Source organism: Bacillus sp. AP50, assembly GCF_040492675.1.
GTDB lineage: Bacteria > Bacillota > Bacilli > Bacillales > Bacillaceae_G > Bacillus_A > Bacillus_A cereus.
In genome coordinates this window covers 1-14,860 of record NZ_JBEUTW010000301.1, presented here as the reverse complement: position 1 = coordinate 14,860, position 14,860 = coordinate 1, and the positions used below count along the sequence as shown (strand labels likewise).

Genomic DNA, 14,860 nt, shown 5'->3' with positions numbered 1-14,860 from the left:
CCTGTTAAACGTGACTAAGTTGTCTGAATATAAAATGTAGACAAACTTTTCAATACCTTACGATAATATCTTATTACAACTTTCTAAATAAGTAAATAATAAGAAACTTATAGATTATCATAAGTTTTCTTTATGTTTCTAAATTTGAATAGTGTTCATGCTCCTTATGAATACTATTACCATAAAGTAAAGTGCTCTATTAGCGCTTTACTTATAGTTCATACACACTATGAACTGCTCATCATTCAACATACAAAAAAATGTTATAGAGGTGAAATAAAATGGGTAAAAGAAAAGCAAATCATACTATTTCAGGAATGAATGCAGCATCCGCACAAGGACAAGGTACTGGTTATAACGAAGAGTTTGCAAATGAAAACTTAACTCCTGCAGAAAGACAAAATAATAAGAAACGCAAAAAGAACCAGTAACGAAAAATCCCAAAAGGAACATTCACCTTTTGGGATTTTTTCTAATGTTTATAACGTAACAATTCTGAAACCGTTACAAATCGATAGCCTTGTTTTTTTAGCTCAGGTAAAATTTTTGCTAGTGCTGCTACCGTTTGACTACGATCATTTCCTCCATCATGTAACAATACAATATCGCCACTTTTAGCATTTTTCACTACATGATTTACGATAGATTCCACCCCTGGATTTGCCCAATCACGTGGGTCTTGATGCCACGACCATAGAACGGTTTGATAACCTGCTTCTTTTGCTGTTTTAAATACAGCATCGTTAATATATCCACCAGGAGGACGGAATAGCAACGGTTCTTTCACCCATTTTTCGAAAAATTTCTTTCCATCCAAAATATCTTTTTTTAATTTTTCATCTGATGAACTATTTGCATATAAATGATTCATCGTATGATTTCCAATCTCATGTCCCTCTTTTAACACTTGTTTCACTAAATATGGATTGCGCTGAACTCGAAATCCAATCATAAAAAATGTCGCTTCAGCCTTATATTGACGTAATAAATGTAAAACTTGTGGTGTATACGTTGGATCTGGTCCATCATCAAATGTAATGGCAATAATTTTTTCATTATTAGGTACTTCCCACGTTACATAGCCAGTTGGTTCTAGCTCTTTTCTGAGCAACATTTTCGCTTCCACTTTTTCAACTTGAAATATATGTACTGCGCATAATAAAGAAAAAACGAATAGAAAAATTTTCTGTTTTCGCATAATGTTCATTAAAGTAAGAGGTTGTCAAATACACAACAACCTAATTTACTTTTCTAATTGATCTACATTTCGCATTATATTTTGGAGATTATTTTCATATTGCTCAAGTTGTGGACGTTGTGTTTCTGAAGCTACCTCTAGTGCATTTTGAATTTGTTCATATGCTTCCTGAACCTCTTGGCGTAATTCTTTTAAATCATGACCGTAGTTTGGATCATTTTTCACAATGTTGTTAAATGCATTTTCTGCTTGTGTAACGCCTTGCTGCGCTGCTTGAAACGCTTGTTGTTTATCTTTATGATATGGCATTATATAATCCCCTTTCTGTAATAGTTAGTCCCAATTATCTTTACCTTTTTTTCTAAAAACATTCTCGTATAAATTTGCAAACTTCTCTCATTCTAAAAAGGAAGAGGAGGTGTCACATACAATGGGAAAAAACAATCGTGAAGCGAAAGAAAAAAAAGGACAACCTGAACCATTAAGCGGATCTCATAAAGTAAAAAACCGTAACCATTCACGCCAAAAACATCATGCGCATCATGATATGTAAAACAAAAAGTGCACACTAGCTATCTTTTCCACATACAATGTTTATATTTTTCCATTTATTCTTCACCCCTAATTCATTCATGCATAACATAGTATGAATTGAGATTTTACGGAGGGTGTCTTACATGGGCAAGAAAAAGAAGGATTGTCTTTTTCATGTTGATGGTTTCGAAGAATGGATGGATCAGTTTTGTTCTGACTCTTGTAGTAACTTTAGTTTCCCAAATCAAATTCATATTGACCTTTGCGAAACTGAACAAGAATACATTTTGGAAACAGATGTACCAAATGCCAATGAACAAAATGTAGTCATTAAAAAGATGGAGACAGGCCTAACCATTTGCATACTTCATAAAAACATTTCTTTGCAGCGAACTATCCCTTTACCCGCTAATGTTATTTATAAGAAGATGCTAGCCTGCTTAGAGAATGGTTTTTTGGCCATTCATATTTCCAAAAATGAAGTTGCTGATAAACATGAAAAGAAAGTTCTTTTTTCAAATTAAGAGTTAATATAATACAAACATAAGCCCCAGTTGGTACTGGGGCTTATGTTATTTCGCATGCATTTCTATATTAGAATTTCTATCATATCTTTTTTTCAATAAACCTTTTGTAACTAAAAGCACAGGAAATGCCACAGTTGAGAATATAGCTAATGTTGAAAATACTGCAAACCCATTTTGGTACCCGTAGTAATCGAGAAGTACTCCTCCAAACCACGGACCTATTACTGCTCCAATTCCCGAAAAGCCCATCGCACCGAAGTATGTTCCTTTTAGATGCGCAACAGCAATATCATCAATAAATACATCCGTCATCGAAAACATTAAGACTTCTCCAATTGTAAAAATAATTGTACAAACGGCAGCAACTAGCATGGATTCTACTATTCCAAAGCCAAATAATCCCCCACTCACAAATAAAGCCCCCACCATAATTGATGTTAACGGTGTATACTTTTTACAAATTTGAATAACAGGGTATTGAATTACGACTACAACAATCGCATTTAAAGCTAGCATATATGAAAATAATTTCACTCCATCCTGAAATATATGTGCATTTGCAAAATATTGAGATACTGTTGTCGTTAAATGAGAAAAACCACAATTACTCAAAATAATACCAACTAGTGCAACTAAAAATACGACATCCTTTCGCAAAATACGAATTGCCTTTAACATTGTGACAGGCTTTTCTGTATTTACTTTCTTTTTTTCAATCGGATACTTCTTAAATTGGAACGCTAATATAGCTGTATATAAAATGTATACTCCAGCTGCTACTAAAAACGGAATTGTTGATTTTGCGCTTCCAATCTGTAACCCGACAAGTGGGCCAATCGCTACTCCAACATTGATTGCACCGTAACGCAAATTATATACGAGTAAACGATACTCAGGTTTCGTTAAATCTGATAATAACGCTCTTGATGTTGGCTCAAAAAATGACCTACATAATCCATTCAAAGCATTTAATAAAAAGAAACTTAAAACATGATCTGCAAGTGAAAAACCAATGAATACAAAGACCCAAACGATCATGGACCATATTATAATCATATTTCGACCGAATCGATCTGATAAATTCCCTCCGATAAAACTAGCAAACACTCCAACAAGTGCACTCGTTCCGATAATAGCACCTGTCATTCCAGCTGATACACCTTTCACAGTCGTTAAATAAATTGCTAAAAAAGGAATACTCATTGACGTGGCGAACCTCGCAAATAAAGTCCCTATTATAATTGTCATTCCTAACGGATGAATATTTTGCAACTTCCCCTTCATCTTAAAAACCTACTCTCCCTGTTCTTACATAAAAAAAGAAAGCAAAGGATCTGCTTTCTTTTCCCTTTTTATACTTGCGCTGTTGATACCCGCGCTGTTCTCGTTATATCCATATCTATGCCATATGTAAACTGTAATTCTTTACAAACATCTTTAATTAATATTGCAACATTATACTTCTCATTAAATTGTAAAACGATGTTCTCCACTTCTTCATATGTATACTTATATTCGCCTGTAATGACACTTTTTAGATCAAAGCATTCGTTAATACAAAGTTGTACAAGTAGCTGGTCATATTTCTCTATTACATCTTCTTTCTTCCAAAGTAACTCTTTTACATATAACCGATCAAACTTCACACTTTCTCGATTACAATCCGTTAAAATCCGGGTCATTTCATTTAATTCTCGATACAATTCAGAAATATTTTTGCTTAAACTAAGCAGTTTATCTACGCCATTTTCATATAACATATTTATTCCACCCCCGCATTTTCTTCTTATTATAGCAAGAAAATTCTAAAAATAGTTTCTTTCTTCTGAAATATTAGGAAACTAATTTCAATTGCTTTACAATGAAACTAGTTAATGCGAGAGGAGAAAGAAAATTGGAGCACAAATTATATTACACTGACGCTTATAAGCAAGAATTTACTACTAAAATTATAAAGCAAGATTATGATAAAGACGGTAACTTATACGTTGTTTTAAACGAAACCGCATTTTATCCGACTGGTGGCGGACAACCACATGACACTGGAACTTTAAATGGTATTGCTGTACTTGATGTTGAAGAAGTCGACGAAGAAATCCGCCACTTCATTGCAGAACAATTACACACAGAAGACGTAGAAGGTAAAATCAATTGGGAGCGCCGGTTTGATCATATGCAGCAACATGCAGCTCAGCACATTTTATCTGCTGTTTTTTGGGACTATTTCAACATACCTACGATTGGATTCCATCTTGGAAAAGAAACGATAACAATTGATTTAGAAACAGAAAATCTGCATGCAGAAACGGTTGAAAAGGCAGTACAAATTGCCAATAAAATCGTTTTTGAAAACCACCCAATCCGTATAGAGTGGATGAACTTAGAAGAAGCAAAAACATTACCTCTTCGTAAAGAACCAACTATGACAGAGAATATACGTGTTGTTATTATCGAAAATTACGACTACAATGGCTGTGGTGGAACCCATCCGAAATGCACTGGTGAAGTTGGTCCTATTCAAGTACTAGGATGGGAGCGCAATAAAGGTGGTATACGCTTAACCTTTATCGCTGGTTGGCGTACACTTAAATTAATGGGGCAACAGCAACAAATTATGAAAGATGTTTCCAAACAATTAAACAGTAGCGAAACTGATATCCCAGCAAAAGTGGCACAGCTTCTTACCTCTCAAAAGGAAAACGAAAAAACAATACAAACAATGAATGAAAAATTATTATTTGCAGAGGCAAATGAATTACTGCAACAGCCCACCGAAATACATGCTGGGTTACTTATTTCTAAAGCATTTACAGATCGTTCTATGCAAGAAATTGCAAAAATATCAGCTATCATTACAGAACAACAAGAGCATGCAATTACGTATTTCGTTATTGAAAATGATGACAAACTACAATGTATTCTCGCTTGCGGAAAAACAGTAACGCTCGATATGAATGTTCTTTTAAAAAATGCTCTTCCTACAATTGAAGGAAAAGGTGGCGGAAATAAAAAGAGTGCACGCGGCGGCGGAAAAGCAGTTATGAACGGGGACGAGTTTTTAAATCAGCTTGTTTCTTCTTTACAGTCAGCAGTGTAAAACATGTTTATGAAGGATAGCTAACGGCTATCCTTCAACTATATTTACAGGCCTATATGTTGTTTCAACCCTTGATAACTCCCTGAATTTGCAAAACCGCCACTTATAAGATTGATAAAAGTTTCCGAAAAACCATAATAACTTAATTCGTTAATCGGTACCATTTGCACATCATGAATCGGATTATGATCGAACTCGTTAGAAGGTAGTGTAATTTCACCTTCAATCCTTTCAAGCAGAAACGTAATATGTAACAAAGATGGACTAGCATCTGGTTTATCACAAACATAGAGTAGCTTCTTAATTTTAACTTCTAATCCTGTTTCTTCTCTCATTTCTCGAATCATCGCTTCTTCTAACGTTTCACCATTCTCTACCCTTCCTCCAGGTAAAGACCAATCGCGATTAGCCACTTTTTGCTTTACTAGCAATACTTTTTCATCTTCAATTAAAATTCCCGTAACACGAACTTGCATTATATTTTCTATATATAACCTCCTCTTCCCATTATATTTACACATTAATCCTTCCATAAAAAGAACGTATGTTTTATAATTAAAGAAAATTATGGAAGAAAGTAGTTGTTACATTCATGCGACCATCTTTAACAAAAACTATATCTCTTACAGATTTCCAAAATTATTATTGGTTAAAAGCAGAACTGCAAACATTTTGTCGCGAGCATGGTTTGCCAGCTAGTGGCTCTAAGACCGAAATAACCGAGCGTATCTCACATTATTTAACTACGGGGAAAGTCTTAAAAAACAGCTCTGGTCCAAAAGCAAGTAAAACTTCCCTCTCTTACAAAGACCTTTCTCTTCAAACGATTATTACTAAAAATCACCGCTGTAGCGAAGATGTTCGTGCTTTTTTCAAAGAAAAAATCGGAACAAACTTCCGCTTTACAGTAGCTCTTCAAAAATTTTTCAAAGAGAATGTTGGAAAAACATATGAAGACGCGGTAGCTTTTTGGCATGAAGAAAACGAACGAAAAAAAGACCCTACATACAAAACAACTATCGGTGCACAATTTGAATACAATCGCTTTACTCGTGACTTTTTCAAAGATCCAAATAATAAAGGAAAAGCAAAAGCTGATGCGATTGCTGCTTGGAACGAAATGAAAGCGAAGCCTGGCAGCAATGTTTATGTTCCTCAAAAAGTAGAAAACTAGTTACCTCACTAGTCTTCTACTTTCTCAAATAATAGCGCAATCCCTATCCCGCCTCCAATTCCTAATGTAGCAATTCCATATTTCATAGACTCTCTTTGAGCCTGATAAAACAAACGTGTTACAAGCATAGCCCCAGATGCACCGTACGGATGACCGAGCGCAATTGCCCCACCATTTACATTTAATTTTTCATACGGAATTTGTAACTCTTTTGCGCAAGCAACAACTTTTGAGGCGAATGCTTCATTTATTTCAAAATAATCGATGTCCTCTACTTTTACATTCATTTCGTTTAATAATCTGTTCACCGCAAATATCGGACCAGTCCCTGGAAGATTGGGATCCACTCCCACTACAGTACTACGAACGAAACGAAGGACAGGTTTATAACCGAGCTTTAGGGCTTGTCCCTCTTCCATTACAAGAACAGCACATGCCCCATCATTTACACCACATGAATTACCTGCCGTCACTGTTCCATTTTGTAAAAATGCGGGCTTTGTTCTTTTAATGATTCGTTCATAATTCATTTCTGGCTTTATAGATTCATCTAATAATCCATTAAAAGAAAATATTTCATCATGTATATATCCTTTTTCTAACGCTTGCAGTGTCCGCTTATAACTAAGACAAGCGTACTCGTCTTGCATTTCTCTCGTTATGTTATAACGCTCCGCAACATATTCAGCAGCTACTCCCATGTCAGGATCACCAATTGTTTCAGGTGAAAATCTTGCTCTTTTTTGAAAAGGTGACGTACTTGTACTCTCTACTCCTCCGGCGATATAGCAATTACCTGCCCCGCCTTGAATGAGATGACACGCAGTTCGAATTGCTTCTAAACCAGCACCACATTGCCGATCAATCGTTACACCAGGAATATGATAGCCAAGTCCTGCCTCTAAAGCAGATAATCTTGCAACATTCCCTCCTGGCCCAACAACATTTCCTAATATAACATCGTCTATCTCTCTCTTAATTCCTTTACTTAAAAACGTAAGAAGCGGCGTTGCTAATTGCTGAACTTCATACTCTTTTAATATCCCATCCTTCTTACCGATAGGTGTTCTTTTCGCCTCTACAATAACTGCCTTATTCATATGTTTTCTCCCGGTTTTCAATCATACTTTTTGCTTCCATACGAGCGATTTTCCCACTATTTGTATAAGGTATTCCATCTACAAAATGCCATTCTTTCGGTATTTTAAACGAGGATAATCGTTGTAAGCAAAAACTCTTTAATTGTTGTTTCGTAGCACTTCCTTTTACGATCGCGACGGGCTTTTCACCCCAGTAACTATCTTTCACACCAATTACAACTATTTCATCAACAGCTGGGTGTTCATGTAATACACTTTCTATTTCTTCTGGATAAATATTGATTCCTCCAAATAAAATCATATTCTTCTCTCTACCAACAATATATATAAAGCCTTCTTCATCTTCATAGCCTACATCTCGCACTGTCATCCAGCCATCTGCATTCAACTCCCGTGTTAAACCCCCATCTATTATGTATCCCATAAAAAACTGATCACTTTTCACATAAACAGTTCCTATCTCGCCTTTTTGTACTTCTTCGCCTGCTTCATTACATATTCGAACTTGCACATTGTGACAAGGTTTTCCTACTGAATTTGGCCTTCTTTCGCTTTCTGCATCGACTAGTGCTGTTACAAAACTTAACTCTGATGCACCATAAAATTCATATCTTTTCGCATAAGGAAATATATTCTTTATTTTTTCTTTCGCTTCAGCTTCCCATTTCGCTCCTGATGAAATAATTTTCATTTTATTTTCTATTAATCTATTTTCTTTATATAAAGATTCAAGCATTGTCGGAACTGTATACATAACCGATATATTTTCAGTTTCTAACTTATCTAATACTTGATTCGGAATGAACTTTCTCATAATGTGCACCGTTTGTCCTACATATAATGCACTTATTGCCCCGTATAAGAAAAGAGAATGAACGAGCGTCCCAGCTATTAAAATTGAATCCTCCGTTTTCATATGAAAGTCATGTACATTACAATCAAAACTATGAATCCACGATTGCTGTGCACGTAAAAATGCTTTTGCTTTTCCAGTTGATCCTGATGTAAATCCCATATAAAAGGGAGCATTTCGTAAACTTTCTACAGTGGAATGTGTAGGAAGATATTTCTCTATCATTCTTTTCCACTCATCAATTTCAATTACTCTTCCTTCTTCATGCGATAAATCATTTACCTTATATCTTTCTGTCACAATCATATCCGGATTACTGATTTCAATTCTTTCTCTGAGCTCATCTTGTTTCCACTTTATATCTAACGGAACACAAACCCACCCGGCCATAGCGGCACCAGCAAATAGTTGTAAAAACTCTATACGATTTTCTAATAGGATTGCTATTGTTTTATTCTTTGATTCTGTTGCGTGCAACCAGTTTGCTACTTTACAAACTGATTCGAACCACTCTTTATATGTTAAAACTCTATCATTTTCCTTTATCGCTATTTTATTTGGTTGTAAAGAGGCATGCTTTTTGTATTCTTTTGTAATACCCATATGAGACATCCTTTCTTTACAAAAATAATAAAAAGAAACACGGAATTAACGTGTTTCTTCCCTTTATCATCCCGCATTTGTATATTTTCCATTCTTTAAAGCGGGCGTAATAATATGTTTCAATGAACGATGTAATTTTGTTACGAGAATCGCCGCAATAATTGCTTTTATACAATCCCCTGGTAAAAACACAGCACTCACTTTCATTGTCTCCCATACAGAAACATCCATTAAAAACGCTTGTACAGTAATACCAAATACATAAACTACGAAAATACCACCAATTATATTAATACATAATACTTTTATAATAGAAACTTCACGTAAACGCTCAATTAAATAACCAATAACAAACGCTCCAATGATGTAACCAAGTAAATATCCTGCACTTGGCCCAACAAATACACCAAGGCCACCGCGTCCACCAGCAAGTAATGGTGCTCCAACTCCTACAATAAGTAAGAAAATAAGCTGACTTAATACACCAAGGCGTGACCCTAACAATCCACCCGCAAGCATAACACCGAGTGATTGCAATGTAATCGGAACTGGTGTAATAGAAAGAGCAATCGGAGGTATTAACCCTAACACTCCCATAATAGAACTAAATAAAGCGACGAAAACTAATTTTTTTGTATGCATATTTTCTTCTCCTGTTTGTAAACTTAAAAGTGTTTTTAGGTAACATATCACGAAAATTATATTATCTTTCCACCCTTCTTTTGTCAACTTTTATTTCATTTAAGTTTACAAATAAGAATTCACTTATTTCTCTCTATGCAAATGCTCCAGTTCTTTCCGAAGCGCCTGTTTCAAAAACTTCCCAACAGATGTTTTCGGTATTTCTTCCATAAATACAATATCATCTGGTAACCACCACTTCGCAAACTGTGGTTTTAAAAACTCATATATTTCTTCTTTTGTAACCGTACTATTTTTCTTTTGAACGACGCAGGCAATTGGTCGCTCTTGCCACTGAGGGTGAGGAATCGCAACGACGGCCGCTTCAAATATAGCATCATGTGCCATTAAAGCATTTTCAAGATCGACCGAAGAAATCCATTCTCCCCCGCTTTTAATAACATCCTTCGTACGGTCAACAATTTTCACGCAGCCTTCCTCATCAACCGTAACGACATCTCCTGTATATAACCAACCATCACGAAAACCTTCGACAGTACGATTATCGTTATAATAGCTTTCAGCGATCCATGGCGCTCGTAAACATAGTTCTCCCATCTCCGTACCATCCCACTTCACTTCACCATTTGTACCGACTACTTTCATCTCTACACCAGGGACAAGATACCCTTGTTTTGATCTAATTTCTAATTGCTCTTCATACGATAATTCTGTTTCATAACTTTTTAAACGTGCAAGTGTTACGAGTGGGCTCGTTTCAGTCATACCATATGCATGTATGAATGGAACATTATGTTTCTGTTCAAATGCTTTAATAACGCTTTTCGGCGCAGCTGCACCTCCGCATAGTATTCTCGTCATACTAGATAAATCGTAACTATTATTTTCTAACTCTTGTAATACGCCGAGCCAAATTGTCGGCACACCCGCAGCTAACGTCACTTTTTCTGATTGAATCATCTCTAATAAAATTTTCGGGGTAAACATCGGTCCAGGAAGAACTTGTTTTGATCCAAACCAAGTAGCCGCAAAAGGAAGTCCCCAAGCGTTCACATGAAACATCGGGACGATTGCCATTGCTGCGTCACTTTCCGATAAAGCAGCTGTATCAGCTAAACCGAGTGCCATACAATGCAATACAGTACTACGATGCGTATATACAACACCTTTTGGGTTTCCTGTAGTCGCTGACGTATAACACATACCAGCAGGTGTATTTTCATCAATATCTTTTACAAATTGGAAATTGGGATCGCCTTCTTCTAATAGCTTTTCATAATGATATACAGGCTCCAGCATAGTATTTGGAAGTTCATCTTTATCAGTCATAATAATGTAAGCCTGTACAGTTGATAATTGTGATTGAATATTTTCAACGAGCGGTACGAGATCTTCATCTATAAGTAGAATTCGGTCTTCTGCGTGCTGAATAATGTATGAAATATGTTGAGGAGATAAACGAATATTAATCGTGTGCAAAACAGAAGCAATACCTGGAATAGCAAAATACGCTTCTACATGTCGATGATGGTTCCACGCTAACGTTCCTACACGTTCACCTTCTTTAATTCCAAGCTTTTTCAACGCACTGGAAAGTCTTCTCGTCCTTTCCCCTAACTGCTTATACGTTAACGTTGTAACTGTATCATGTGTCCGTGAAACAATTTCTTTCTTCGAAAACAGTTTCTCTGCTCTTTCCATCATAGAACTAATTGTTAGCGGTACATTCATCATCATATTGGTTATATCCCCCTTTAAAGCGTTTTCATTTTTCGTTTATTATAACAGAATTCCGCAAATGGTTACGACATTTTTCTGTTTTTTCTGAATTATTTCTTTGGAAATAATTCAGAACGATAAAAAACATGTTTTGAATACATTGATTCGAAACATGTTTTTTATCTTTTATAAACTATCTACCTTTTTTCTTACTTTCTTTTTCAGTTTAAAAATAAAACGATTACTGTATTCCTTATTTTTTACTAAAATTCGATATATCTCCCATACTCCTAACACACGAACAAAAAGATAAACTCCGATAGCAATAAGTACAACACAGTACGGATAATACTGAACTAATTCCCCTGAAGTGATATGCTTTTTCTCAAACAAAAACGGGATCGCGCCTGCTGCTATAAAACAAAATCCAACGATCATTACCGCAGCATACTTCTTCTTAATAATCACATATCTTTTTGTCAATTCTTTTAGAAAGTTTTGATCAAATAGTAGTTCTTCCTTTTTCAATACATTGTATCGACTCTCTTCTATCGTTACAGGTGCCATCATTGCTCCAATTCCAAGAACAGCAATGATAATGACAAGAAATGTCGACATTGTTGCATTTTCTTTAAATAATAGATACGGTATTGTAGACAAAATAAGCAAACTAAACCCTAACGCTATATATTTTGAAATCTTTTGTCCGTACACTATATACCCTTCTGCCATTTCCTGACTTACGTAATAGCCATCCACATTTTCATTACTTTGCTCTGCAGTTTCTTTTAATAAATAGTCGAGTGATACCTCAAAAACATTTCCAATCATTATTAACTTTTCAGTTTCAGGAAAACCTTGACCGTTTTCCCATTTACTAACCGCTTGCCTTGTTGTGTTTAATTTTTCAGCTAATGCTTCTTGAGAAAGGCCCTTTTCCTTTCTTAATTTAAAAAGCTTTTCACCAAATCCCATATGTGTGCCCCCCTTTGTTTTCTTACCTAAATTGTATGTAGACATTGCCCTTATCTCTATCTTCCCGGGGTTGCACTTTGTCAACTTACGGTTGCGATTGTGTTATTTAGTGGTTTTATAGACGATTTAGCTATTTTCCTTCTATGATTATGGCGTTAATAAACCAAGACCCCTTAACAACCAATTATAACAATTAAAGGTAATTATTGTTATAAAAAATAAAAAAACTCCTTTATTCATTTAAAGGAGTTTTTTATATGAAATATTTCATTTATCCATATATCTTTCTCGAGATATACAATATCTTTTCGTGTCACGATACTTACCTTTAATGAACATATCCTTTTGAATCGTGCACTCGTACTCCATATTCAAACGTTTCATTAATTTTTCAGATGCTTCATTTTCTGAATCACATCCCGCTTCAATACTATTAAGATGCAACTCATGAAAACCATAGTAGAAAAAAGCTAATGCAGCCTCCGTAGCTAATCCTCTTCCCCAATATTTTCGAGATAAGGCGTATGCAATTTCTGCTGTATGTGTGACCAAATCATATTTAATAAATCCACACGTGCCTATAAGTTTCTTCTCCTCTTTTAATACAATTCCAAGAGGTGCTACTTGCCCTCCATTGTACTGACCCACAATTTCTTCTATATAGTTATATGTGTCACATAACAATCGATGAGCATCCCATACAGTAAAAGTTGTCATCTCTTTATCTGTAGCATACTCATATATATGTAAACTATCACTCATATTCATTTTCCTTAACATAAGTCGTTTCGTATACAAAGTTGGATATGACCACTTCTCAATAATCATAACGGTTTCTGTTTAAACCTTTCATAATTCCTTACCTTTAATAAAAGGATATTCCCACAATCTGTACAAATATAAGCATCCACCGGCGAAGATGTGAACATCGTTTCCTTTTTCCGTATTTGTGCATATCCGACAAACTCACCTTCTCCTATATTTTGAGAACCACAATTAGAGCATGTCTGCACGGCTTTTTGTTTCATGAGAGCACCACCTTTAATCTGTTTCTACTCCCTTCGACAGTTCACTTCCATTTCCCTTCCAAAAAACCTCTTATTCTCTCACATTTCAACAGGAATCTCAAAACAAAAATCGTATATGTACTATGAAATATATTTATTAACGGAGGAATTTTATGACTACTGTTATGACACTTGATATGGCAACAGAAATTGAAAATGCAGAAATTGATATGCTCTCTTCTAAATTAGAGAGACTACAAACAATGAGCGGAAACCCAATGCAAGTGCAAATGAAAAAATTCGGTAGTGCCACTGCCTTTTCATCAAAAATAATTGCTGGTCCTGCTTTTAATACGGTAAAAGGTATTACAAATGCAGATGCGATTGATGCAATCATTTCTTATTATGAATCACTACAAATCCCTTGTCGTTTTGAAATTACCCCAGCACAAGGTACAACTGAATTATTTCAATACTTATCTCAAAAAGGGTTTTATCAATCTAGCTTCCATACTGCTTTGTATAGTATACCGAGAGAGGGTTCATCACTTCTTCCTTCTAATATTACAATACGAAAACTAAAAGAAAATGAGTTTGATATTTTTGCAGACATTTATGTATGTGGATTTAATATGCCATCCTTTACAAAAGATAGCGTGCGCCAAAATAATGAAATTCTTTACAATGAACCAGGATGGCATTTTTTCATAGCTGAAGTTCAAAATATCCCTGCTGGTATTGGTGTCCTGTATATAAATAAGGGTGTCGCATCATTAGCTACTTCTGCTACTTTGCCAGAATTTCAGCGTAAAGGCTGTCATACTGCATTAATTCAAAAACGAATTAAGACAGCTATTGAATTCAATTGTACTTTAATAGTTGGACAAACAAGGTTCGGTAGCGGCAGTCAAAATAACATGGAACGTGCCCACATGAAAATTGCTTATACAAAATCAATATGGACCGCAAAAGACATATTATAATTTACTTTCTTTCTCCTTCCGTTACATTTTTAAACATTTTATGACAATTCCTTTTCTATCCTATTAATCATTTGAATATTCCAACTAGATTTGTTACGCTATTACTAGATACATCATTCAACTTGCAATATGAAAAGAGAATTCTAATCAAACTACAAGGAGGAGAAATGTATGACTAAACATGATCATGGTTTAAAAGAAAAAGTAGAAGGTGCCATTGATAAGGTAAAAGGTGAAGTAAAAGGAGTTGTTGGGAAAGTAACTGACAATAAGAAATTACAAGCTGAAGGAAAATGGGATAAGGTGAAAGGCACTGCTAAAGATACAGTTGGTAATGCGAAAGAAAAAGTACATGAATATAAGGAACATAAATAATAAAAAACACGTTAGATGAATTTTCATCTAACGTGTTTTTTATTTTACTTTATATACATAATGAACCAAATAA

General features: G+C 35.1%; 19 protein-coding genes. 7 read left to right on the top strand and 12 right to left on the bottom strand.

What is annotated here, in order from left to right; translation table 11 throughout:
* Positions 1–281: 281 nt before the first annotated feature.
* Entirely contained in the window at positions 282–431 is a 150-nt protein-coding gene (gene sspO / locus ABWK52_RS20585; RefSeq protein WP_000518055.1) for an acid-soluble spore protein SspO, read from the top strand.
* A gap of 41 nt (positions 432–472) precedes the next feature.
* Here the strand turns inward: sspO and pdaB are convergent, their stop codons facing one another.
* Together pdaB and ABWK52_RS20575 are read right to left on the bottom strand one after the other, a co-directional pair.
* Entirely contained in the window at positions 473–1,198 is a 726-nt protein-coding gene (gene pdaB / locus ABWK52_RS20580; RefSeq protein WP_003284976.1) for a polysaccharide deacetylase family sporulation protein PdaB, read from the bottom strand.
* A gap of 45 nt (positions 1,199–1,243) precedes the next feature.
* Positions 1,244–1,507 (bottom strand): hypothetical protein, encoded by a 264-nt coding sequence (locus ABWK52_RS20575; protein WP_001146295.1) that lies wholly within the window; start codon positions 1,505–1,507, stop codon positions 1,244–1,246.
* A 121-nt stretch (positions 1,508–1,628) separates the two neighbouring features.
* On the opposite strand from ABWK52_RS20575, the gene ABWK52_RS20570 reads away from it, so the two are divergent.
* Both ABWK52_RS20570 and ABWK52_RS20565 read left to right on the top strand, forming a co-directional pair.
* The gene (locus tag ABWK52_RS20570) at positions 1,629–1,751 is read left to right on the top strand and encodes a small acid-soluble spore protein P (RefSeq protein ID WP_000517649.1); all 123 of its coding nucleotides are present in this window, start codon (positions 1,629–1,631) and stop codon (positions 1,749–1,751) included.
* 124 nt (positions 1,752–1,875) lie between these two features.
* Complete coding sequence (locus ABWK52_RS20565; RefSeq protein ID WP_000516731.1) at positions 1,876–2,256, top strand: Hsp20/alpha crystallin family protein; 381 nt, start codon at positions 1,876–1,878, stop codon at positions 2,254–2,256.
* A gap of 48 nt (positions 2,257–2,304) precedes the next feature.
* Here the strand turns inward: ABWK52_RS20565 and ABWK52_RS20560 are convergent, their stop codons facing one another.
* Positions 2,305–3,543, bottom strand: a complete 1,239-nt coding sequence (locus ABWK52_RS20560; RefSeq protein ID WP_098542269.1) for an MDR family MFS transporter — start codon at positions 3,541–3,543, stop codon at positions 2,305–2,307.
* Positions 3,544–3,611: 68 nt separating this feature from the next.
* Complete coding sequence (locus ABWK52_RS20555; RefSeq protein ID WP_000965133.1) at positions 3,612–4,019, bottom strand: hypothetical protein; 408 nt, start codon at positions 4,017–4,019, stop codon at positions 3,612–3,614.
* A 134-nt stretch (positions 4,020–4,153) separates the two neighbouring features.
* Between ABWK52_RS20555 and ABWK52_RS20550 the strand changes: the two genes are divergently transcribed.
* A complete protein-coding gene (locus ABWK52_RS20550) occupies positions 4,154–5,356 on the top strand; it encodes an alanyl-tRNA editing protein (protein WP_176527141.1) in 1,203 nt (400 codons plus the stop codon).
* A gap of 44 nt (positions 5,357–5,400) precedes the next feature.
* Here ABWK52_RS20550 and ABWK52_RS20545 read toward each other — a convergent pair whose 3' ends face one another.
* Positions 5,401–5,889, bottom strand: coding sequence for an NUDIX domain-containing protein (locus tag ABWK52_RS20545; protein WP_100240302.1), 489 nt, complete (start codon positions 5,887–5,889; stop codon positions 5,401–5,403).
* 59 nt (positions 5,890–5,948) lie between these two features.
* On the opposite strand from ABWK52_RS20545, the gene ABWK52_RS20540 reads away from it, so the two are divergent.
* Complete coding sequence (locus ABWK52_RS20540) at positions 5,949–6,530, top strand: DUF6434 domain-containing protein (protein ID WP_065703468.1); 582 nt, start codon at positions 5,949–5,951, stop codon at positions 6,528–6,530.
* Between the two features lie 8 nt (positions 6,531–6,538).
* Here ABWK52_RS20540 and ABWK52_RS20535 read toward each other — a convergent pair whose 3' ends face one another.
* From ABWK52_RS20535 to ABWK52_RS20505, 7 genes are all read right to left on the bottom strand, one after another.
* Positions 6,539–7,630, bottom strand: coding sequence for an acetyl-CoA C-acyltransferase (locus tag ABWK52_RS20535; protein ID WP_070756883.1), 1,092 nt, complete (start codon positions 7,628–7,630; stop codon positions 6,539–6,541).
* On the bottom strand, positions 7,623–9,086 hold the full coding sequence (locus tag ABWK52_RS20530; RefSeq protein WP_084064037.1) for an acyl-CoA synthetase: 1,464 nt from the start codon (positions 9,084–9,086) through the stop codon (positions 7,623–7,625). The genes ABWK52_RS20535 and ABWK52_RS20530 overlap by 8 nt, the downstream gene beginning before the upstream one ends.
* Positions 9,087–9,152: 66 nt before the next feature.
* Positions 9,153–9,728 carry a biotin transporter BioY gene (locus ABWK52_RS20525; RefSeq protein ID WP_065703461.1) on the bottom strand — a complete coding sequence of 192 codons (576 nt, stop codon included), beginning with the start codon at positions 9,726–9,728 and terminating at the stop codon, positions 9,153–9,155.
* A 123-nt stretch (positions 9,729–9,851) separates the two neighbouring features.
* On the bottom strand, positions 9,852–11,465 hold the full coding sequence (locus ABWK52_RS20520; protein ID WP_000980202.1) for a long-chain fatty acid--CoA ligase: 1,614 nt from the start codon (positions 11,463–11,465) through the stop codon (positions 9,852–9,854).
* Between the two features lie 168 nt (positions 11,466–11,633).
* On the bottom strand, positions 11,634–12,422 hold the full coding sequence (locus ABWK52_RS20515; protein WP_098542266.1) for a helix-turn-helix domain-containing protein: 789 nt from the start codon (positions 12,420–12,422) through the stop codon (positions 11,634–11,636).
* A 267-nt stretch (positions 12,423–12,689) separates the two neighbouring features.
* Positions 12,690–13,250: a GNAT family N-acetyltransferase gene (locus tag ABWK52_RS20510; protein ID WP_065703456.1), complete on the bottom strand. Its 561-nt coding sequence runs from the start codon at positions 13,248–13,250 to the stop codon at positions 12,690–12,692.
* Entirely contained in the window at positions 13,247–13,450 is a 204-nt protein-coding gene (locus ABWK52_RS20505) for a hypothetical protein (RefSeq protein ID WP_000810193.1), read from the bottom strand. Before ABWK52_RS20505 ends, ABWK52_RS20510 begins: the two co-directional genes overlap by 4 nt.
* Positions 13,451–13,602: 152 nt before the next feature.
* Here ABWK52_RS20505 and ABWK52_RS20500 point away from each other — a divergent pair, with 152 nt between their 5' ends.
* Together ABWK52_RS20500 and ABWK52_RS20495 are read left to right on the top strand one after the other, a co-directional pair.
* The gene (locus tag ABWK52_RS20500; protein WP_098395533.1) at positions 13,603–14,412 is read left to right on the top strand and encodes a GNAT family N-acetyltransferase; all 810 of its coding nucleotides are present in this window, start codon (positions 13,603–13,605) and stop codon (positions 14,410–14,412) included.
* A 171-nt stretch (positions 14,413–14,583) separates the two neighbouring features.
* Complete coding sequence (locus tag ABWK52_RS20495) at positions 14,584–14,787, top strand: CsbD family protein (protein ID WP_098395535.1); 204 nt, start codon at positions 14,584–14,586, stop codon at positions 14,785–14,787.
* The last annotated feature ends 73 nt before the right edge of the window (positions 14,788–14,860 follow it).